A 20,312-nucleotide genomic window follows, 5' to 3' on the forward strand; every position below is an offset into this window, starting at 1 on the left:
GAGCATCCGCCCAAAAGCGCGATCCGTCTGTGAACTATTGCGCATCAGATGGACAGAATGGAGGAATGCAGGAGAACCCTGGTCCGCCGCGCCACCCGTACGGGGCCGCGTACCCGCAGCCGCAGTATCCCTATCCGCCCGTGCCGCCGCAGCGGTCCTGGTTCCTGCCGATGCCCTCGGGTGCCCGCTTCGACCATCTGGCGCGGAACGAGGTCGCCCGGCCGTGGCGCTCGATCGTCGGCACGCTGGTGATCGCGCTCGGGTTCTTCGTCATCGGGTTCCTGGTGATCACCGCGGGCATGCTGTTCGCCGCCGTGTTCGGCCTGCCCTCGCCGGTGGACGTGAACACCGGGCTGCCTGAGGGCACCCCGTTCGGGCTGGCCACGACGTTGATGTCGATCGCGCCCGTGCTGCTCCTCGTGCTGGGCGTGACGGCGCTGGTGCAGCGGCGCAGGCCGGGGACGCTGTCGTCCGTGGCCGGCCGGCTGCGCTGGGGCTGGATGGTCCGGTGCATGGGGCTGGCGGTGCTGGCGATGGTGCTCGGACAGGCCGCGCAGTGGCTGATGCTGACCCTGACCGGCGCGGAGGCCGGCATGTTCGGGTGGGTGGGCTGGGAGGCGTTCCTGCCCGTGTTCGTGGTGATCCTGGTGCTGGTGCCGTTCCAGGCCGCCGCCGAGGAGTACGTCTTCCGCGGCTGGTTCCTCCAGGCCGTCGGGGCGCACGTGAGCAACCCCGTGTGGGGCATCGTCGTCGGGGCGGCGCTGTTCGCCTCGCTGCACGGCTACTCGTGGATGGGGCTCGCCGACGTGTTCGCGTTCGGCGTGGTGATGGGCTGGTTGTCGGTGCGTACCGGAGGGCTGGAGGCGGCGATCGCGCTGCACGTGCTCAACAATCTGGTGGCGTTCGGGCTGAGCGCGGCGGCGGGGGAGTTGCAGGAGTCGCTGAACCAGGCGGAGGTGGCGGTGCCGTGGCAGGCGCTGACGGGGACGGCGGTGCAGTTCCTGGTGTTCTCGCTCGGGGTTTTGTACCTGGCCAAAAAGCGGTCAATCGCCACAATTTCTAGATAAATCGGGCTAGCGGTTGGGGGAATCTCACTAGAGAGGTCTCGCCATTCGCGCTCATTCGTGCTGCTCTGGAACCTGTGGGGAGGGCGAGGGCTTCCGGAGGTGATCGTTTCGGTCCGGCGGGGTAAGGGTTGGCGCGTGTGATACTTCGTCGAGTGAGACAGAAAAACTCGAAATAAGCGCATAAGGACGGACATCCTTCCTGGAACGGTCCCGGATGGTGACCGTTCCCGTACGACTAGTTCGACTAGGAGGTACGGCGCGTGGCCTCCGGCCCCAGCGAACCGCCACGGCGACCGCCAGGCGACGACGACCCCCGCTCCGAGGGCGCGTCCGAGCCGCAATCTTCTCCAGAGCCGAGGATCAGCCACTCCCCGCCCGGGCCCACCGACGACCGGGCCAGGGGCTTACCCCTGACGTCCCCGTGGGGCATGCCGCCCTTCGCGGCGCCCGTACCGGACGAGGCGCCGCAGGAGCCGCCCAAGGGACGCCGGCCCTACAGCTCGCCGACGGCGGAGCCCGAGGCCGAGCCGCGCCGCCGGCCGCGCCGAGTGGTCAACCGCCCGGACAAACTCGTCGCCTCCGGCCCTCCCAGAAAGCCCCCGGCCCCCGAGGGCCCATCGGCCCCCCAGGACACAGCCCTGCAGGACGCAGCGGCCCCCGAAGGCCCGTCGGCTCCCCAGGGCCCGTCGGCCTCCACAGCGCACGACCCAGCGGCCCCTCGGGACCCGTCGGGTTCCCACGACACTGCGTCCGCCGACGCGTCCGCCCAACCCCCCTCTGCCGGTCACGCGCCGCCCGAGTCGCCGAGGGGGCAGGAGGACGCTCAGGAGGCCGTACAGGGGCCTCGGGAGGAGTCGCGGCACAGGGAGGGCCGAGAGGGCCAGGAGGCCGCCTCCGGGACGCGGGAGGGCGTGGAGGAGGAGACGCCGCGCAGGGACCCGCGTACGGCCCCGTACCGGCTGGTGGTCCCCGCCGACGCGCCCGAGCCCGGCGGGGAGGACGAGCCCGAGGTGCGGCGCGTCGGCCGCCCACCGGCCGGTCGGCCGACCAGGCCCGACCTGCTCGTGGCGAGCGGCCCCGCCCGCCCCCAAGGCGCGAGCGGACGCCATCACAGGGGCCCGGCCCCCGCCGCCGTCCGCAGGTCCAGCCCCGTACGCGGGGGCAGCCGCGCCACCCCCGTCGTCCTCACCGTCGCCGCCGCCCTCCTGGTGGCGACCGGGGTGCTCGTCTGGCAGTGGGCCGGCGAGGAGCCCCAAGGTCTCAGCCTGGCCGCCGGGACCGGCCGCTCGGGCGACGAGCTGTTCACCGTCCCGGCCGCCGGTGACGGCGTCAACCAGAAGCTCAACGACATGGCCTCGGTCGGCCGCGCGGTCGTCGCCGTCGGCAGCGACATCACCGACCCCACCCCGCGCCCGCTGTTCCTGTTCTCGCCCGACGGCGGCAAGACGTGGCAGCTCGGCCAGGTCAACGGTGCCTCCGCCCCCACCGTCCAGCGCGTCGTCGGCGGCGGCGGGCGCTGGCTGGCCAGTGGCGAGGACTTCGGCACCGGCGAGCGCGGCCTGTGGACCAGCGCCGACGGCTTCAGCTGGGACGCCGTGCCCGCCTCCGCCCTGACCGCGTTCCGCGCGGGCGACCGGATCGCCGACATCGCCCGTACGTCATCGGGGTTCGTCGCGGTCGGCACCACCACGGGCGACGACGGCGCGCCGGGCCCGGCCGCCTGGCGGTCGGCCGACGGCCGCGCCTGGGAGCGGGCCGAGGCGACGGGCCTGCAGATACGCGAGATCAACGCGGTGGTCGCCAAGGGCGACACCGTCGTGGCCATCGGGCGACCCGCGGAGGGCGAGGGTTCGCGGGTCGTCCGGTCGGCCGACGGCGGGCGTACCTGGCAGGTCACGGACTTCCTGCTCCCCGAGGCGATGCCGCGCACGGGGACGCTGGCGGTGCTGCCCAAGCGGTTCGTGCTGGTGCCGACGCGGCAGCGCACGATCACGGGCGACGTACGCGTCTACTGCTCCCCGGGCGGCGACGAGTGGGCGCAGTGCGGCTCGATCGCGGGCCTCGGCGGCGAGAGCGTCGGCGTCGAGTCGCTGATCTCGTACGAGTCGGGGGCGGCGGCGATCGCGCAGGCCGGCCTCGGCCGGTACGCCGTGCTGACCACGTCCGACGGCCGCGGCTGGACCAAGCGGGCCGACCTCGGGAACCTGCGCAACGCCACGTTGCGCGGCTTCACCATCGCCGAGGGCGGCACCCTGTTCGCGGGCGGCGACCAGGCCGCCTCCGACGTGGACAACCAGCTCGTGCTGATGTCCGCGCCGCCGCGCGGCCAGGCCGCCCGCGTGCCGCTCGGCGACGTCGCCGGCCTGACCCGCATGGCCCGCGAGACGAGCGCCCTGACCAGCTTCGGCGGCCGGTACGTCGCCGTCGGCTCGGCCTCCGGCGACGCCGGCCTGTGGACGATCAGGAACTGGCAGAGCTGGAAGTCCATGAGTCTCGGCGGCTCCGGCCGCCAGCGGCTGGACGACGTGGCCCACGGCTCCCGGGGCTGGCTCGCGGTCGGCGGCACCGAGACCAACGTCGGCGTCACCGACCCCCTGCTGGTGACCTCGGCCGACGGCGAGTCCTGGAGGCGGGTGAACGTCTCGGGCGACCTGGCCAGGCGGTCCGGCCACGTGGGCCTGGAGCCGCGGGTCGTCGCCGCGGGCAAGAAGGGCTACGTGCTGGCCGGCCAGGACACCGACCAGTCGAACACCGCGGGCGCGGCCCTGTGGTTCACCTCCGACCTGCGCAGGTTCACCAGGGCGGACAAGCTGCCGCAGGGCGGCTCCGGCGCGCGCGTGCACGACGTGGCCGCGACGGCGGACGGGTTCGTGGCGGTGGGCGGCGCGGGCCCGGCCGACCGGGAGAGCAGCCTCGTCTGGTACTCCGAGGACGGGCTCAACTGGAGCGCCCGCCCCCGCGTGGCCCCGCCGGACGCCGCGTCCGCCGGGCTGCGCCGGATCGTGGAGCACCAGGGCAGGCTGGTGGCAATGGGCACCGCGCTCACCGGCGGCTCCCGCCGCGCCTTCGCGGCGGTCTCCGCCGACGACGGCGAGAGCTGGGAGACCTCGTGGCTGCCCGCCGAGCAGGCGGCCGCGGTCTACGACCTCGCGGCGGCGGCCGAGGGCCTGGTGGCGGTCGGCTGGCACGGCGTGCCCGGCGAGGGCGACAGCGCCGCCTGGACCTCCCAGGACGGCCTGAACTGGAACCGCATGGCGCTCACGAAGGACCGGCTGGCCGGCCCGGGGATGCAGTGGCTCACCGCCGTGGCGGTGTCGGGGTCGGAGGTGGTGGCGCTCGGGCGGTCCACCACGTACGACGCCGACCACCTCATCCTGTGGACGTCCAGCCTGACCTCAAGCCGGTAGGGCTCCCCATCCGGTGAGCGTCTCCAGCAGGCCCTCGGTGAGCGGCAGCCCGGCGAGCTCGGCCGGCGTGCACCAGCGCAGGTCGGCGGCGTCGTCACCGGCCGCCGCCGTCCCGCCGGTCACGGTGGCGTGGTAGTCGCGGATCACGTACGTGACGCCGCCGGGGCCGGGGCGCTCCACGACGCCGGCCAGCGGGCCCACCTCGACCCGCAGGCCGGTCTCCTCCAGGACCTCACGCCGCACGCCCGCCTCGTCGTCCTCGCCGGGCTCCAGCCGGCCGCCGGGCACGGACCACAGGCCGACGCCCGGAGGACGCCCCCGCTGGACGAGCAGGATCCGTCCGGCGGCGTCGAGGATGACGGCGCCGACACAATTTACGCGCACATGACCAAGATTACGACGGGATAACGGGGACCGGCCTTGACGGGGCCGTACCCGAGAAAGCACCGTGGGTAGGTGTGAGAGCGGCTCCAACCTGCCCACGGTGTTTTGGCCCGCTTCACGGGCCGGGCGCCTGGTCAAGCGCGTACCGATGTGACACGCACGGCGACGTCCTGCCGTATCAGCCTCCGTGGCCGCCGACCCGCGAGGCCCTGGACGCGATGCGCAAGAGTTCCGTCGTGCCCGTATGGCTGCCGTGGCCGCTGCCCTCCCTATGGGTGGTGACCGGTTTCGCCGAGGTGGGCGACCAGCGCACCGGCGCCCGTGCCAGCGTCGTCGCGCTCACCGGTCCGTCCCTGGTGGAAGGGCCGGCCGACATGCTGATCATCGCCGAGGAGCCGGGCATCGGGCTCGGCGCGGCGTTCGCGGGCCTGGACGGCCCCGACCCCGGCACGGGGTTCGACGAGGGTCCGCCCAACGCCAAGATCGAGGTGCTCGGGCATCCCGCGCCGCTGTGGTGCGTCGACGGCGAGGACGACCGCGCGGTCTACGCGGGCGAGGCCCTGGGCAACTGGCTGTGGACGATCTGCTGGCCGGCCGACGCCGGATGCATGATCGCGCTCGCCGAGCTGTCCCTGATCGACGCCCGCGACCACGATCTGGACGTGCCCTTCGGGGCCTTCTCGCCACGGCTCGAGGACTAGGACCCGCTTTCGCGATTCGCGCTGTCAGGCAGACGGGCTAGAGTTCGGAGGCGTGACAGCGCGTATCGAGAGAGTGGTGACCGAGGGGGTCGTCGACCTCGACGGCACCGAGCACAAGGTCGAGAACAACACCTGGGTCATAGGCGACGACGACGAGGTGATCGTCATCGACCCGTCCCGTGACGCCGAGAAGATCATGGAGCAGGTGGGCGAGCGCGAGGTGCTGGCCGTCATCTGCACGGCCGGGCTGCCCGACCACGTCTCCGCGGCCATCGAGGTGGCCAGCAGGGACGAGGCGGTCGTGGCGCTCCACCCCAAGGACAAGCCCCTGTGGCGGGAGACCTGGTCCGAGACCTGGCCCGACATCGACATGGAGGACGACGGCATCTTCGAGGTCGCCGACGTCCAGCTCGACGTCATGGAGACGCCGGGCGTCACCCCCGGAGGCGTGTCGCTCTACTGCGAGGCGCTCGGGGCCGTGTTCACCGGCAAGGCGCTCCAGGCCGACGGCCCCGGCAAGCTGGGCGGCGAATACCCGGCGCTGGCCGACCAGCTCACCTCGATCGGCGGGCGGCTGTTCACGCTGCCGCCGGAGACGCGGGTGCTGCCGGTCCACGGTGACGAGGTCACGGTCGGCGACCTGGAGCCGCACTTCGACGACTGGGTGTCGGGCTCGCTGACCAGGGTCGCCACCGAAGGCGAGGAGCCCGAGGGCCCGCTCACCGACGGCACCAGGATCTCCGGGATCAAGCTCGGTTCGGGCGACGAGTAGGCGGCCGGGTGAGCTCGGTGCAGGGCCAGCTCCCGCTGGAGGACATGCCGCGGCGGCTCTACTCGTGCACGCCGTCGCGGTTGAACGCCTGGCTCGACTGCCGGCGCCGCTACCGGTTCAGCTACCTCGACCGGCCCCAGCCGTCCAAGGGGCCCGCCTGGGCGCACAACAGCGTCGGCGCGAGCGTCCACAACGCGCTGGCGGGGTGGTGGCGGGAGCCGTACGAGCGGCGCACGCCGCTGACGGCGGCCATCCTGCTCACCAACGGGTGGATCGCCGAGGGGTTCAGGGACGCCGAGCAGTCGGGGCGCTGGCTGGCGCGGGCCCGCGACCTCGTGTCCGGATATGTGGCGACTTTAGATCCGGCGGATGAGCCGGTCGGCGTCGAACGCACGGTCGGCACGCGCACCAAGGTCATCGCCCTGTCGGGCCGCATCGACCGGCTCGACCGGCGCGGCGACGAGCTGGTCGTGGTCGACTACAAGACCGGCCGCCGCCCGCTCACCCAGGACGACGCCCGTGGCTCGCTCGCCCTCGCCGCCTACGCCGTGGCCGCCTCCAGCATGCTGCGCACCCCGTGCCACGAGGTCGAGCTGCACCACCTGCCCACCGGCGAGATCGTCCAGTGGCGGCACACCGACGAGTCGCTGGCCCGCCATCTGAGGCGGGCCGAAGAGCTGGCGAGCGAGGCGGCGGAGGCCGACGAACGCTACCGCGCGGCCGTCGCCGCTCCCGCCAAGGGCCGCACCGCCCCGCGCGGCCAGGCGTCACGCACCTCCGCTCCGTCGCCTGCGGGGGCGTCCGCGCGGCCGTTCGTGGGGCCCGCGGTGGTGCCGCCCGAGATCGACGAGCTGTTCGCGCCCAGCCCGGGCCCGATCTGCTCCTGGTGCGACTTCCGCCGCCACTGTCCCGAGGGCCAGGCCGTGGCCCCCGACCGCGACCCCTGGGACGGCCTCGCCGAGTAAGCGCTCCTGGGCGGCCGCGCCGGACGAGAGCTCCTGGGCGGCCTCGCTGGACGGGCGCCCCTGGGCGGCCGCGCCGGATGAGTGCCGCCCGCCCCCCTTCGGCGGTCAGGCGGCGGGCGTCGAGCCCGCTGCTGCCCCCTTGGGCCAGCGGCGGGGGTCCGTGAGGCCCTTGAGCCCCTCGCTGACGTCGTAGCCGGCCGCGCCCAGCCGTTCCCTGGCCCCCCGGAGCATGTCACGGGTGGCCGGCATGAAGGCCCGGTCGTGGACGGGCTCGGGGACGGAGTTCATCGCCAGCCTGAACGCCCGCAGCGCCGCCGTGACCGCCGCGCGGGGCACCTCGGGCAGCACGCCGTACATCCGCCTGGCCCAGTCGGGGAGCGTGTAGTAGCAGAGCGCCCCGAACGGGAAGTAGACCGGCTTGCCCGGCGACAGCATGCGCAGCTCCTCCGGCAGCCGCGGCCACATGAGGAACCGCACGGTCGCGGCAGCCTCCTCGGTCACGCGGAGGGCGGGCCGCACCTGCTTGACGTACGCCTCCAACTCGGCGCACGTGCCCGGCACGTCCTCGGGGTGCAGCCCGACGTAGGCCGCGGCGGAGCGCTGCTCGGCCAGGTAGCGGTCGGCCTGGCGCTCGCTCAGCCCCAGCCCGCCGCGCCTGGCCGCCTCCAGGTAGGACGACACCTCGGCGCAGTGCACCCACAGCAGCAGCTCGGGATCGTCCACCCGGTGCCTGCGGCCGGTGTCGGGGTCCTGGACGCGCAGCGCCTTGTGGATCGTACGCACCCGCCGCCCGGCCTCGGCCGCCTCCGCGGGGCTGCCGAACGTGACCCGTCCCACGAAGTCGGCGGTGCGCCGCAGCCGGCCGAACGGGTCCTGCTGGAAGGTGGAGTTCTGCCAGACGCCGCGCATGGCCAGGGGGTGCAGTGCCTGCAGCATGAGCCCGCGGACGCCGCCCACCCACATCGTGCGGTCGATGTGCACGCGATAGGTGACGGTGTGCGGCGGCTGGACGACGAGGTCTTCGATGCCGTTCATGGTAAGTACATGATTACAGGCTATTGGAATGAATGTCCAAATAGTGCTTCTCGGCCGCGTTCCAGAACCTGACCAGCGCGGCCGCCGTCGTCTCCGGCGCCTCGACGGCGGGGGAGTGCACGGCGCCCGGCACGACCACGCACTCCGCGCCCAGCCTGGCGGCCATCTCCGACTGCGTCTCGGGGGACCAGCCGTCGTCGTCCTCGCCGTAGAGGACGAGCGTGGGCACCTCGATCTGGCGCAGCTCGTCGGTGCGGTCGCGCATGGTGAGCACCTGCTCGGCCATGCACGACAGGCCGGTCGGTGAGTTGGCCAGCAGTCGCCGGTGCAGGAACGCCACGATCTCGTCGGGGACGTCGGCCGCCAGCGCGTCCGGCTCGAACCTCTGGTGCCACACGTGCTCCAGGCCGAGCGCGGGCACCTCTTCCATGATCTTCCTGCCGTTGCGCGCCCGCCGGCCCTCGATCGCCCCCGGGCCCGAGCCCATGAGCGTGAACGAGGCGAACTTCGTACGCCCGTCGATGACCGCCTCGCGGGCCACCAGGCCGCCGAAGGAGTGGCCCACCAGGTGCATGGGGCCGCTGCCGCCGATCACCTGGGCGAGCGTGTCGAGGTCGGCGCCGAGGGCCGCGCAGGTGTAGGCGGCGGGGTCGTCGGGGCCCGGGGTCTCGTACTGGCCGCGCAGGTCGACCGCCACCACGCAGCGGCCGGACTGCGCGAGCGTCATCAGGACCGCGATGAAGTCCTCCTTGCTGCCGGTCAGGCCGGGGACGAGGAGCGCGGGCCAGCGCTCAACCACACCACTGACCGGAAGGGCCTCCAGGGCCGCGAACGTGCCCTGTGGCGTCTCGATCTTCTGTGGGGTGACGCCAGGAGGCAGGTCGAGGAATCGCGGCGTACTCACGTGAGGCAACAATACCCAGAGGTCAGCGCCTCGACACCGGCATGCCGGTTACGCTGGTGCGACTTCGGGGGAGATGTCGCGAATGCCGGATCTTGCCGTGCGACCGGCGGGGCGCGACGCCGTACTCCCGGCGCACGCGGCCTGAGAGGCACGTGGAGGGGCCTTGGAGCGGCTCGGGCTCACCTGGGGGCGTCGCGGCCGGGGGACGCGCGGTGGGGCCCGTACAGCGACTCTGCCGCACGTCCGCACATGCCGAAAGGCGCGCACCCCGTACGTACTACGGGGTGCGCGCCTTTCGTGGTGGTGCCGGGACGTCAGCCGGTGCGGCGGCGGTTGCCGCCTCGGGCCTGGCGTCGCTGCTGCTTGCGCTCGCTGGCGGCGGACGGCGCGATGTCATCGTCGTCCGTGGCCAGGTCCGGTGACTGGAAGATCACCGCGAACGGGCTCGGCGGGATGATCCGCTCCGGCTGGCGAACCGGGGCGGGCGGCGGCGGGGCGAGGAAGCTCGGCTCCGGCTCCGCCTGAACCCGCGCCTCCCGCCGCTCCGCGACCACGGGCGCCTGCTCGGCGACCGACGTCCGCTTGGCGACCGGCGCCCGCTTGGCAACGGGCGTCTGCTCGGCCACGGACGCCTGCTCGGCGACCGGCGCCTGCTTGGCGGCCGGGGCCTGCTCGGCGACGGGCGCTCGCTTGGCGGCCGGGGCCTGCTCGGTGACCGGCGGGGCCGGCTCGATGCCGGCCGCGGCCGGTTCGGTGGCCTTGGCGGCGGCGGTGCGGCGGGACCGGGTGGTCCGCGCCGGCGTCTCCACCGGCGTCTCCACCGGTGCCTTCGCTGGCGTCTCCACCGGCGACGACTCCGACAGCGCCTCCGACAACGAGGCTGCGGCGGCGGGGGCGTCGGCGACGACCCGGCGGGAGCGGGTGCTCCGCGTGCTCCGCGCCGGCGCCTCCGCGACCGCACCGTCCGCCGGAGCCCCGGAAGGGGCGCCGGAAGAGGCGAGCGCGGACTCGGGCGCGACGGCGAGCGCCTGCTCGATCGCCGTCGAGGCCGCCCCCCTCCGCGTACGGGCCCGCTTCGGCTGCGCGTTCGCGGCGCCGACCTCGTCGGGGGTGAAGATCGCGGGAGTCTCCTCCGCCTTGGCATCCACGAGCTCGACCTCCGAGGTCTCGACGGGTGCGGTCTCGGCCAGTTCCTTGCCGCCACGGGTGCGGCGGCGCTGGCGCTGCGTACGGGCAGGACGCTCACGGTCGCGCTCACGGTCGCGCTCGTCGCGGCGCCGGCCGCCACGTCCGCGTGCCCTGCCGGTCTCGCCGAGGTCCTCGAGATGCTCGGCGGAGAGTCCGGCGCGCGAGCGGTTCGCGTGCGGCAGGACGCCCTTGGTGCCCTCGGGGATGTTGAGCTCGGCGTAGACGTGCGGCGAGGTGGAGTAGGTCTCCTCAGGCTCGGCGAAGGCGAGCCCGAGCATGTTGTTGATCATCTTCCACCGGGTCAGCTCCTCCCACTCCACGAAGGTGACCGCGATGCCCGTGCGCCCGGCCCGGCCGGTGCGGCCGATGCGGTGCACGTACGTCTTGTCCTCAGTGGGGCAGTCGTAGTTGACCACGTGCGTGACGTCGTCGATGTCGATGCCGCGCGCGGCCACGTCGGTGGCCACGAGCACGTCGATCTTGCCGTTGCGGAACGCCCGCAGCGCCTGCTCGCGCTGGCCCTGGCCGAGGTCGCCGTGCACGGCCGCGACGGCGAAGCCGCGCGTGTCGAGCTGCTCGGCGACCATGTCGCAGGCCCGCTTGGTCTCGCAGAAGACCATGGTGAGCCCCCGGCCGTCGGCCTGGAGCAGCCGCGACAGGATCTCGATCTTGTCCATGCGGTGGGTGCGCCACACGAGCTGGCGCACCTGCGGCGTCGCCTCGCCCTCGCCGCTCTCGTGCTCGGCGCGGATGTGCGTCGGACGGTTGAGGTATTTGCGCGACAGCGCGACGACCTCGCCCGGCATGGTCGCGGAGAACAGCATCGTCTGCCGCTCCGCCGGGACCAGCTTGAAGATGCGCTCGACGTCGGGCAGGAAGCCCAGGTCGAGCATGCGGTCGGCCTCGTCGAGCACGAGGGAGGTGACCTGGCTCAGGTCGAGGTGCTTCTGCTTGACCAGGTCGAGCAGCCGACCGGGGGTGCCGACGACGACGTCGACTCCCGCCTTGAGCGCTTCGACCTGGGGCTCGTACGCCCGACCGCCGTAGACGGTCAGCACCCGGGAGCCGAGCTTGCCCGCGGCGGTCACGAGGTCCTCGCTGACCTGGGTGGCCAGCTCTCGGGTCGGTACGACGACCAGCCCGCGGGGCTTCTTGCGGTTCTTGCGCGGCTTGCCGATGCCTTGCAGCATGGCGATGCCGAACGCGTAGGTCTTGCCCGTGCCGGTGCGTGCCTGACCGATGAGGTCCTGGCCGCTCAGCGCGAGCGGGAGCGCCATTTCCTGAATGGGGAACGGCGACACGATGCCCTCGGTCTCGAGGGCGTCGGCGATTTCTGGTGTGACTCCGAGGTCTCGGAAAGTCGTCAGCGTGGCCTGCCTCAGTCTCAAATGAAGGCGGGCCTGCCGGGACCGACGGGTGGATAACACCCCGTGTCTTGGGTCCTCGCGGTAGAGCCAGCCCTCTCGCGTCATCAGCGACCGCGGCCTCCTGGGAGCGGAGGTATCCGGGAGAAACCCCCGAATTTACACAGTGCGGTCGCACTTTCACAGAGCAGTGTACTCGATAGCACAACGCTGGCCGAGCTCACGTATGTTCCCGAAGATTTCCCGAAGTACGCTGCCACCATGAAGCAGTCTCCAGGAGTCGTCGACCTGCTCGGTGTGCTGGCGTACGCGGAACTCAGTGCCTACGCCCGGATGACCGAGGACGCGGCCACGCTGGCGCCCTCGCTGGCCGACCGCGCGGCGCTGAGTGAGCTGGCGGTCGCCGAGTACGCCCATTTCCGCCTGCTGCGCGACCACCTCACGGGGCTGGGCGCCGATCCTGACGAGGCGATGGCGCCGTTCGCCGCGGCACTGGACGCCTGGCACGCCCAGACCCGCCCGGCCGACTGGCTGCAGGCGCTGGTCAAGACGTACGTCGGGGACGGCATCGCCAACGACTTCTACCGGGAGGTGGCCAGGCACCTCGACCCGGCGGTCGCCAAGCTGGTGGACGAGGTGCTGGTGGACGAGGGGCGCTCGCAGTTCGCGGTGGAGCGCGTGCGCGCCGGGATCGAGGCGGACCCGACGGCGGGGGCGCGGCTGGCGCTGTGGGCGCGGCGGCTCGTGGGCGAGGCGCTCAGCCAGGCCCAGCAGGTGGCGGCGGCGCGGCCGGAGCTGGCGCTGTCGCTGATGGAGGCGAGCGGGGGACAGGCCGACATCTCCCGGCTCTTCGCCACGCTGACCGAGGAGCACAACAAGCGCATGGCCGCGCTCGGCATCTGAAAGCCCGGGCAGCCGAAAGTCGGCCGGTTAGGCGGCGCGGCGCGGCGAAACGGCTGTACCGTGCCAGCATGAGGGCCTTGCGACGCGACAGCGGTTCTTTGACCAGATGTGGGCCTAACCGCTGGACCTCACGCGCCGTGCTGCGACGGGAAAGCTCGCGCTGCCCGGCCACCGCCCAGCCCCGGCATCCCGCCCCGAGGCCGCACCGCCCGCCGCCGGGCTGCCGCCTCGCCGCCGGTCACCTCCCACGCTGATCGCGGGGAACGCTGACCGCGCGGACACGCCATCCGCGCGGACGCGCCATCCGCGCGGACACGCGCCTCTCGCGCGGACGCCGCCTGATGCGCGAACGGCCTCTCGCGCGGATGCGTCCCCCGCGCGGACGCGAAAGGACGCCGGGGGTGCGGCGGATGGTGAGCCGTCCCCCCGGCGCCGGGCCGTATCCGGAAAGTTACAGCGTGCCGCCGAAGCCCACCGGCCTGGCCTCGTCCTCGCCGATCTCGATGAACCCGAGCGCGGCCACCGGCACGACCACCCGCCGCCCCTTGACGTCGGTGATGGCGAAGACGCCACGCTCGACGGACAGCGCGTTCCTGATCTCCTCCTCGACCTGGTCGGCGGACAGGTCGGTCTCGACAACGAGCTCGCGGTGCACGGAACGTACGCCGATCTTGACTTCCATCGTGGCTCCCTCATGGACGGGCTGGCTCAACTCCATCGTGGCCTCTGCCGCACGACGGACACGCGGATGATCGCGCCCAGCGAACGGGTTATGCCGTACGCGGAAAACCGCTGATGCCGCGCCAGGCGAGGCGGGCCATCATCTGCTCGGCCGCGTCCTTGGGGATGGAGCCGTGCGTCGTCACCCAGTAGCGGGCGCTCACCTCGGCCATGCCGACCAGGCCGACGCCCAGCAGATGGGCCTCGTCGCTGGTGCAGCCGGTGTCCTCCTGGATGAGCGCGCTGACCATCTCCGCGCACTCGCGCAGGGATCGCTCCACGCGCTGGCGCACCGGGGCGACGTTGCGCAGGTCGGACTCGAAGACGAGGCGGAAGGCCTCGCCCTGGGTGGAGACGAAGTCGAAGAACGCCTGGAAGGTGGCCTGCACGCGCAGTTTGTTCTCGTTGGTGGAGGCCAGGGCGTCCCTGCAGCGGTTGACCATGTCGTCGACGTGCAGGTCGAGCAGCGCGAGGTAGAGCTCCAGCTTGCCCGGGAAGTGCTGGTAGAGCACGGGCTTGCTGACCCCTGCCCGGTCGGCGATCTCGTCCATGGCGGCCGCGTGGTAGCCGTTCTCGACGAACACTTCCTGCGCCGCGCTCAGGAGCTGCCGGCGGCGGGCGAGTCGGGGCAGCCGGGTGCCCCGGGGCTTGGCGTCCGGGGTTGCGGTCACGCGGGTCTCCATGGGTCTCTCGGCGCTCTCAACGGGTCGTGCGGACATCCTACGGGCGAGTAGGCACGTCGTCCTACGCGTGAGTAGGCAGGTCGTCCTACGCGTGAGTAGGCAGGTCGTCCTACGCGTGAGTAGGCAGGTCGTCCTACGCGTGAGTAGGCAGGTCGTCCTACGCGTGAGTAGGCAGGTCGTCCCGCGCGTGAGCAGGAAGATCGTCCAGCGCGCGAGCAGGCGTCACACCCGGCGGCGGTCGTCACCGGTATTCGTCGTCGTCGAGCTCGACCTCGCGGTCCTGCTCGGCCGCGTCGGCGGGGTTGACGTCCAGCGGCAGCTCGCGGCGCAGCCCGCCGGTCGCCCGCTCCACCTCGCGTTGCTGCTCGGCCGCGTCGGCCTCGGGCGCCTCGATCGACAACTCCTCGACCTCCTCGTCGAAGGGCCCCTCGTCCCCGCGAACGTCCATCTCCGACATCTTGTGGTCCCCCTCCAGGTGTGGACGGCTCCAGACTACGCCCGCGCGAAAAGGTCGCCGCGGTTCTCCGCTCTCGCCAGTACGTCCGGCGCCGTGAACACCAGGTCCTCCGGATGTTCACAGCTTTCCACCTCTTTCCACGTAAGGGGCGTCGACACGGTCGGCTGTTCGCGGGCCCGCAGGGAGTAGGGCGCCACGGTGGTCTTCGCGGGGTTGTTCTGGCTCCAGTCGATGAGGACCTTGCCGGGCCTCGCGGCCTTGGCCATGACGCTGACGACCTGCTTCGGGTGCTCCTTCTCCAGGAGCTGGGCCAGCCTCTTGGCGTACGCGGAGGGCTCCTCCCTGCAGTCCCAGTCCGCGTAGAGCTGCATGCCCTTGCTGCCGCTCGTCTTCGGCCTGGCGGTCAGCCCTTCTGCCTTCAGCACCTCGCGCAGCATCAGCGCGACCTCGGCGCACTGGACGATCGTCGCCGGCGCCCCGGGGTCGAGGTCGAAGACGATCATGTCGGGGGGCAGGGCCTCGCCGTCGTCGTCCACGCGCCACTGCGGCACGTGCAGCTCCAGCGCGGCGAGGTTGGCGTAGTAGACGAGCGTCGGCAGGTCCTCGATCACGGCGAAGTCGATGCTCTCGCGGTTCTTGGTGCTGCCGGGGACGGGCAGGTTGACCCGGCGTACCCAGTCGGGGGTGTGGTCGGGGGCGTTCTTCTCGAAGAAGGACTGGCCGGTCACGCCGTTGGGGTAGCGCTTGACGGTCAGCGGGCGGCCCGCGAGGTGGGGCAGCAGGACGGGGGCGATCCGGCTGTAGTAGTCGATGACCTCGGCCTTGGTGAAGCCGCAGTCCGGATAGAGCACCTTGTCCAGGTTGCTAAGGGTCAGCTCGCGTCCGTCCACCTTGACGGGGACCTTCTTGGCCACGGGGGCACCTCCTTTCGCGGTCGTCCGTGGTGTACGCCACCTCCCCGATTGGATCTGGCCTAACCCACCGATTTCGCCACGGCCACGTATGGCAAGCATTGGTCGTGTCATGTCGGGTATGTGCCTTTTGCTGACCGACGACGGAGAGCTTGAGGAGTGAGCCATGCGCAGCATCTGGAAGGGTGCGATCTCCTTCGGCCTGGTCACGATCCCCGTCAAGCTCTACTCCGCGACCGAGCAGAAGGACGTGTCGTTCCATCAGGTGCATCGCAAGGACGGCGGGCGCATCCGCTACAAGCGCGTGTGCCAGCTCGACGGCGAGGAGATCCCCTACGCCGACATCGCCAAGGGCTACGAGCTGGCCACGGGCGAGATGGTCGTGCTCACCGACGAGGACTTCGAGGACCTGCCGCTGACCACGTCCCGCAGGATCGACGTGCTGCAGTTCACCCCGGCCGAGCAGATCGACCCCATCTACTTCGCGAAGTCGTACTATCTGGAGCCCGACGCGCAGGGGGCGAAGCCGTACGTGCTGCTGCGCGACGCGCTGGAGAGCTCGGGCCAGGTCGCCGTGGTCAAGGTGGCGCTGCGCCAGCGGGAGTCGCTGGCCACGCTGCGCGTCCGCGACGGCGTCTTCGTCCTGGAGACCATGCTCTGGCCGGACGAGATCCGCGCGCCCGACTTCGAGTTCCTGGAGGAGGACATCGAGGTACGCGCCCAGGAGCTCAAGATGGCCGAGTCGCTCATCAGCACGATGGAGTCCGACTTCGACCCGGGCGAGTACCACGACACCTACCGCGAGGCGCTCCAGCACGTGATCGAGGCCAAGGTGGAGGGCAAGGAGGTCGTCCCGGCCGCCGAGGAGGAGGAGGCCGGGCCGGCCGTGGACCTGATGGCGGCGCTGCGGGCCAGCGTCGAGGCGGCCAAGCGGGAACGGGAGGGCGCCCCCGCCAAGCGCGGGAAGGCCGCCTCGGGGAAGGCGAAGGACACGAAGACGGGCTCCAAGGCCGACACCGCCAAGGAGGAGGAGAAGCCCCCCGCCAGGCGTAAGACCCGCAAGTCCGCCTGACCCCTCCTCCCGGCCTGGTCAGTACCCTGTTCCCCGGCCCAACGGGCCGTACGCCTCGTCCGTGACCTGCTTTAGGACCTGGTTCTGCGGGCCGTAGGCGGTGACCGTCACCGGTGGCGAGTCCAGGACGGTGATGGGCTCGCCGACCGCGTCCTTGCCGCCGTCGGGGTGGGGGACCGACTTTCCGAGCACCCGGGCGATGAAGAAGCCGCCGGCGATGCGCGCGTCGGTGCGCCGCCCGTCCGCCCAGTCGACCTCGACCCGGCGTACGTCCGCCGTGACCCGGCCGACCACGACCCGGTAGGTCTGGTCTCTCGTCGCCTTGTCCCGCCCCTCCTCGTAGCGCGACTGCGAGGTGTAGGCGTCCACCTGGAGCGGGCCGGGGAAGCCCCTCATGTTCCCCGGAGCCTGGAATCCCCAGTAGGTGAAGACCGCCCGTTCCGAGAGATCCTGCGGCGTGCTCGGCGTGCACAGGACGAAGCCGGACAGGCTGCCGACCAGAGCGGTCGATCCGCCCTCGTCCCGGTACTCGACCAGCATCCGGAAGTCCTCCATCGCGCCGTGCTCGGGGATGCGGTGGCGACCGTCCATGTTGTGCACCGGGCCGCCCTGGGGCATGCACGCGCGTACGGCCCGCGCCTGCTCAGGGGTGTTGTCCGGCAGGCGGTCCACCTCCGCCGCGGTGACCTGGCCGGAGCCCCCGCCGGTCACGACGGTCACCGCGGCGATCACCGACGCGGCCGCGGCGAGCCCGGCGACCGACAAGGAGAAGCGGCGGCGCCGCGTGGAGCCGGCCCGCGCCCGTGCGGCGTAGGCGAGCGCGTCGACGGGCCTCGCCTCGTCCGCCATCCGCCGCAGCTCGGCGGAGATCCGCTGTTCGTCGAGGGTCATCTCAGGCCTCCAGGGTGATGGTCTCGCCGATCAGCTCGCGCAACCGGGCGACGGCTTGGTGCGTCTGGCTGCGTACGGTCCCCACCGAGCAGCCCATGATCCTGGCGACCTCCGACTCCGGGAGGTCCTCGTAGTAACGGAGCACCAGGACCGCTCTCTTGCGCGGCGGCAGGGTCCGGAGCGCCCGGGCCAGGGTGACCCGGGTCTCGACCTCGTCGGTCCGGTCGCCGGCGGCCCGGTCGGGCGGTGACAGGACCGGCCGTTCGCGTCCCCAGCGCGGGCTTCGCCAGCGGCCGGCCTGTTCGTGGTACATGACCCGGCGCACGTACGCCTCCGGACTGTCGCGGATGCGCCGCCAGTGCCCGGCGGTCTTGGCCAGCGCGGTCTGGAGCAGGTCCTCGGCGGCGTGCTGATCGCCGGTCAGGAGGTACGCGAGCCTGATCAGCCGGTCGGAACGGGTGATGACGAACTCGGTGAAGTCACGCTGCTGGTCGGGGTGCAAGGGCTCTCCTCGGGTCTCACCCACCTAGATGCGGGTGGGCCCGCGGATCTATGGTGCGACGTTCGGGGCACCGGGATGACCGCCAAAATAGGACATTTCGGATAATTTATGTGGAATCAATGCATAAACGTGTAATGCAAGCAATGCCCATCTTAATGTGTGGCAAAAAGGGACGATTTCTGTTTGTGTGCCACTGGTGTCGGAAATGACATTTACCGGATGGCTCAACGGCGGTCATCCAAACGTTTTTTCCGGCACTGCCGGAAAGATCGGGTACGGGGCAATCGATCCTTTAGGGGGAAAACGCAATGCCCAAGCTCAGGAGTGTTCTCGCGGGTCTCGCCATCGGCACGGCCATGACCGGTGGCGCGGTCGCCACGAGCGCCGCCACCTCTGCCGCCAGCGCCGCCACCCAGATCGGCACGGGCACCACCGTCACGACCGGCTGGGGCTGCGGCCACCGGAGCCGCTGTGGCTGGGGCGGGTGGGGGCGCCGCCACCACAGCCAGAGTGCGCGGGTGAACGTGACCAACGACAACTTCAACTTCAACCGCCGCTTCGATATCCGCCGGGAGTCCGACCGCCGGCTCCAGAAGAATCAACATCACCACCACCACCACCCGATGACCAGCGACCAGGATTACGCCACCACCAGCGACGCCGACACCGACACCGACTGATCCAGTCGCGTGACGACGGAAGAAGGAAACGCCCGCTGACGGCGAATCCCTTTTCCTCGTCTCCATGGCGATCCTGCTGAGGGTCTCCCGGCACCAGCCGGGAGGCCCTCATTGCATTTCCCGGGAAGGGTGGCTCGGAGCCGCGGCGCGAAAAGGCGCTGTGGCCTTCTGGTGTCACGTTCCTCGGGTGGGGTGATGCGCAGGGGCAGAAAGGGCTGGGCGCGGTTCTGGGAGGCGTCGGGGGCCATCCGGCTGGCCTGCTGCGGGGGCCCGGACCGGGTAGTCGGTCGCCCGGCCTCGGAGACGCCGCTCAGGGCTGCTGGGCCGTCGGGGGCGCGGCGACGGGGGAGGGGCCTTGCGCAGCCGAGGCGCTCGACCATCACGTATGCGGGGGCGTTCAAGGGGGGCCGCCGCACCAGGTGACCCCGGCATGAAGAAGTGCCCGTGCTCACGATGTGAACACGGGCACTCGCGGCTTCGTCGGCCGGAGGTTCACCACCTGGGAAGGTTCCTCGCAGGAGACCTCAGGCTCCGGCCTGGCCGCTAATCCCAGTCGCTGTCGCCGTCGAAGTGGCGGAAGCGGCGGTGCTGGTTGCTGTTGACGTTGGTGTTGTTGTTGACGACGACGACCCTGATGCGGCCGTGGCCCCGGTGGCCCCAGCCGGCCCGACGCCAGCCCCAGCCGCCGCAGCGGCGGCGGGCGCAGCCCCATCCGGTCTGGATGCCGGTCTGCGTGGTGAGCTGGGTGGCGGCGCTGGCGGCAGAGGTGGCCGCGCTCGCGGCGACCGCGCCTCCGGTCATCGCCGTGCTGAGGGCGAGGCCCGCGACAATACTCTTGAGCTTGGGCATTTTGTCTTCCCCCTAAAGGATCGATTGCCCCGTACCGCCCTTTCCTGACAGCCTGATTGCTGCCGTCTTGATGGTCAGGGCGGGGGATGTTCGGAACGAGTCCGTTCATCCGCACTCTTCATATAACCGCCACCAACCCAGACAAACCGGAATTGTCCACTTTTGCCGGTTTGTGACATAGGGAAAAGTCCGGGAAAACACGACGAGAGCCCCGCCGGCTGTCAGCCGGCGGGGCCCTCGAAAATGATTCGCCGCAGCAGGCGAGGAGAAAAGAGATCTCAGGCCGGACCCGCACGCGCCCGCGCGGGCCGGACCCCGGGAAAAGCCATTCAGTACGGCGCCGTCATCCGTTTCATGGACGGATTTCCGGCGGTCGTGAAACGGCCCCTTACTCCTTGCGCCGTTGCTTCACGGACGCGTCGTCACGACACTTCGTTCTCGAAGTTGTGGTGGTCGAAGTTGCGCAGGTGGCGGCGGCGGCGGTCGTGCTCGAAATCGTCGTTGATGTTGCGGTTGTGGTTGCGGACCACGACGCAGATCCTGCCGTGGCGACGGCCCCAGCCGCCCCAGCCGCCCCCGCCGCCGCCGCGGTGGCAGCGCTGGTGACGACCGCCGCCCCAGCCGCCGCCCCAGTTGTTCCAGCCGCCGCCCCAGTTGTTGCCCAGGCCGGTGCCCAGGCCGTCGCCCAGGCCGTCGCCCAGGCTGTCGTCGTCGTCCCAGTCGCCGGTGGCGACGGACACTAGGGAGGTGACCGGGGTGGCGTTGGCGGCCGTGGGTGCCATGGCGACCGCGGCGCCGGTCATCGCCGTGCTGACGGCGAGACCGGTGATAAGGCTCTTGAGCTTGGGCATTGCGTT

At 71.6% G+C, this 20,312-nt stretch carries 20 protein-coding genes; 8 read left to right on the plus strand and 12 right to left on the minus strand.

The features are described from left to right. The first annotated feature begins 65 nt into the window (after positions 1–65). Positions 66–1,067 carry a CPBP family intramembrane glutamic endopeptidase gene (locus tag SMD20_RS36680; RefSeq protein ID WP_329590078.1) on the plus strand — a complete coding sequence of 334 codons (1,002 nt, stop codon included), beginning with the start codon at positions 66–68 and terminating at the stop codon, positions 1,065–1,067. Positions 1,068–1,978: 911 nt separating this feature from the next. After that, positions 1,979–4,474 carry a hypothetical protein gene (locus tag SMD20_RS36685; RefSeq protein ID WP_329590080.1) on the plus strand — a complete coding sequence of 832 codons (2,496 nt, stop codon included), beginning with the start codon at positions 1,979–1,981 and terminating at the stop codon, positions 4,472–4,474. Here SMD20_RS36685 and SMD20_RS36690 read toward each other — a convergent pair. After that, positions 4,463–4,858, minus strand: coding sequence for an NUDIX hydrolase (locus SMD20_RS36690; RefSeq protein ID WP_329590081.1), 396 nt, complete (start codon positions 4,856–4,858; stop codon positions 4,463–4,465). The genes SMD20_RS36685 and SMD20_RS36690 overlap by 12 nt on opposite strands. A 74-nt stretch (positions 4,859–4,932) precedes the next feature. Here SMD20_RS36690 and SMD20_RS36695 point away from each other — a divergent pair, with 74 nt between their 5' ends. Genes SMD20_RS36695 through SMD20_RS36705 form a run of 3 tightly spaced genes read left to right on the plus strand, consistent with a single transcriptional unit; the run spans position 4,933 to position 7,296 of the window. Further along, positions 4,933–5,559, plus strand: coding sequence for a DUF6758 family protein (locus tag SMD20_RS36695; protein ID WP_329590083.1), 627 nt, complete (start codon positions 4,933–4,935; stop codon positions 5,557–5,559). Positions 5,560–5,611: 52 nt separating this feature from the next. Further along, entirely contained in the window at positions 5,612–6,331 is a 720-nt protein-coding gene (locus SMD20_RS36700) for an MBL fold metallo-hydrolase (protein ID WP_329590084.1), read from the plus strand. Positions 6,332–6,339: 8 nt separating this feature from the next. After that, a complete protein-coding gene (locus tag SMD20_RS36705; RefSeq protein WP_329590086.1) occupies positions 6,340–7,296 on the plus strand; it encodes a RecB family exonuclease in 957 nt (318 codons plus the stop codon). Between the two features lie 105 nt (positions 7,297–7,401). On the opposite strand, the gene SMD20_RS36710 is transcribed toward SMD20_RS36705, so the two are convergent. The 3 genes from SMD20_RS36710 to SMD20_RS36720 all read right to left on the minus strand — a co-directional run bounded on the left by SMD20_RS36710 (position 7,402) and on the right by SMD20_RS36720 (position 11,700). Next, on the minus strand, positions 7,402–8,331 hold the full coding sequence (locus SMD20_RS36710) for an oxygenase MpaB family protein (RefSeq protein WP_329590088.1): 930 nt from the start codon (positions 8,329–8,331) through the stop codon (positions 7,402–7,404). Positions 8,332–8,344: 13 nt separating this feature from the next. After that, the gene (locus tag SMD20_RS36715) at positions 8,345–9,235 is read right to left on the minus strand and encodes an alpha/beta fold hydrolase (protein WP_329590091.1); all 891 of its coding nucleotides are present in this window, start codon (positions 9,233–9,235) and stop codon (positions 8,345–8,347) included. A 314-nt stretch (positions 9,236–9,549) separates the two neighbouring features. Then, on the minus strand, positions 9,550–11,700 hold the full coding sequence (locus SMD20_RS36720) for a DEAD/DEAH box helicase (RefSeq protein ID WP_329590093.1): 2,151 nt from the start codon (positions 11,698–11,700) through the stop codon (positions 9,550–9,552). A gap of 348 nt (positions 11,701–12,048) precedes the next feature. On the opposite strand from SMD20_RS36720, the gene SMD20_RS36725 reads away from it, so the two are divergent. Further along, positions 12,049–12,690, plus strand: coding sequence for a ferritin-like fold-containing protein (locus SMD20_RS36725; protein ID WP_442942548.1), 642 nt, complete (start codon positions 12,049–12,051; stop codon positions 12,688–12,690). 451 nt (positions 12,691–13,141) lie between these two features. Here SMD20_RS36725 and SMD20_RS36730 read toward each other — a convergent pair whose 3' ends face one another. The 4 genes from SMD20_RS36730 to ligD all read right to left on the minus strand — a co-directional run bounded on the left by SMD20_RS36730 (position 13,142) and on the right by ligD (position 15,464). Further along, positions 13,142–13,372, minus strand: coding sequence for a DUF3107 domain-containing protein (locus SMD20_RS36730; protein WP_329590095.1), 231 nt, complete (start codon positions 13,370–13,372; stop codon positions 13,142–13,144). Between the two features lie 88 nt (positions 13,373–13,460). Further along, on the minus strand, positions 13,461–14,081 hold the full coding sequence (locus SMD20_RS36735) for a TetR/AcrR family transcriptional regulator (protein ID WP_026214719.1): 621 nt from the start codon (positions 14,079–14,081) through the stop codon (positions 13,461–13,463). 253 nt (positions 14,082–14,334) lie between these two features. Continuing rightward, positions 14,335–14,541: a hypothetical protein gene (locus SMD20_RS36740; protein WP_329590098.1), complete on the minus strand. Its 207-nt coding sequence runs from the start codon at positions 14,539–14,541 to the stop codon at positions 14,335–14,337. 44 nt (positions 14,542–14,585) lie between these two features. Then, positions 14,586–15,464, minus strand: a complete 879-nt coding sequence (gene ligD / locus SMD20_RS36745) for a non-homologous end-joining DNA ligase (RefSeq protein ID WP_329590099.1) — start codon at positions 15,462–15,464, stop codon at positions 14,586–14,588. A 163-nt stretch (positions 15,465–15,627) separates the two neighbouring features. Between ligD and ku the strand changes: the two genes are divergently transcribed. Further along, positions 15,628–16,533 carry a non-homologous end joining protein Ku gene (gene ku / locus SMD20_RS36750; protein ID WP_329590101.1) on the plus strand — a complete coding sequence of 302 codons (906 nt, stop codon included), beginning with the start codon at positions 15,628–15,630 and terminating at the stop codon, positions 16,531–16,533. An 18-nt stretch (positions 16,534–16,551) separates the two neighbouring features. Here ku and SMD20_RS36755 read toward each other — a convergent pair whose 3' ends face one another. Together SMD20_RS36755 and SMD20_RS36760 are read right to left on the minus strand one after the other, a co-directional pair. Next, the gene (locus tag SMD20_RS36755; protein WP_329590103.1) at positions 16,552–17,424 is read right to left on the minus strand and encodes a hypothetical protein; all 873 of its coding nucleotides are present in this window, start codon (positions 17,422–17,424) and stop codon (positions 16,552–16,554) included. Between the two features lies 1 nt (position 17,425). After that, a complete protein-coding gene (locus SMD20_RS36760) occupies positions 17,426–17,926 on the minus strand; it encodes a SigE family RNA polymerase sigma factor (protein ID WP_329590105.1) in 501 nt (166 codons plus the stop codon). A gap of 308 nt (positions 17,927–18,234) precedes the next feature. Between SMD20_RS36760 and SMD20_RS36765 the strand changes: the two genes are divergently transcribed. Next, positions 18,235–18,606: a hypothetical protein gene (locus SMD20_RS36765; RefSeq protein WP_329590107.1), complete on the plus strand. Its 372-nt coding sequence runs from the start codon at positions 18,235–18,237 to the stop codon at positions 18,604–18,606. A gap of 543 nt (positions 18,607–19,149) precedes the next feature. Here SMD20_RS36765 and SMD20_RS36770 read toward each other — a convergent pair. Beyond that, entirely contained in the window at positions 19,150–19,455 is a 306-nt protein-coding gene (locus SMD20_RS36770) for a hypothetical protein (protein WP_329590109.1), read from the minus strand. A gap of 422 nt (positions 19,456–19,877) precedes the next feature. Further along, positions 19,878–20,306 carry a hypothetical protein gene (locus tag SMD20_RS36775; RefSeq protein WP_329590111.1) on the minus strand — a complete coding sequence of 143 codons (429 nt, stop codon included), beginning with the start codon at positions 20,304–20,306 and terminating at the stop codon, positions 19,878–19,880. Positions 20,307–20,312: the final 6 nt, after the last annotated feature.

The organism is Nonomuraea sp. LP-02 (genome assembly GCF_036289125.1).
GTDB lineage: Bacteria > Actinomycetota > Actinomycetes > Streptosporangiales > Streptosporangiaceae > Nonomuraea > Nonomuraea bangladeshensis.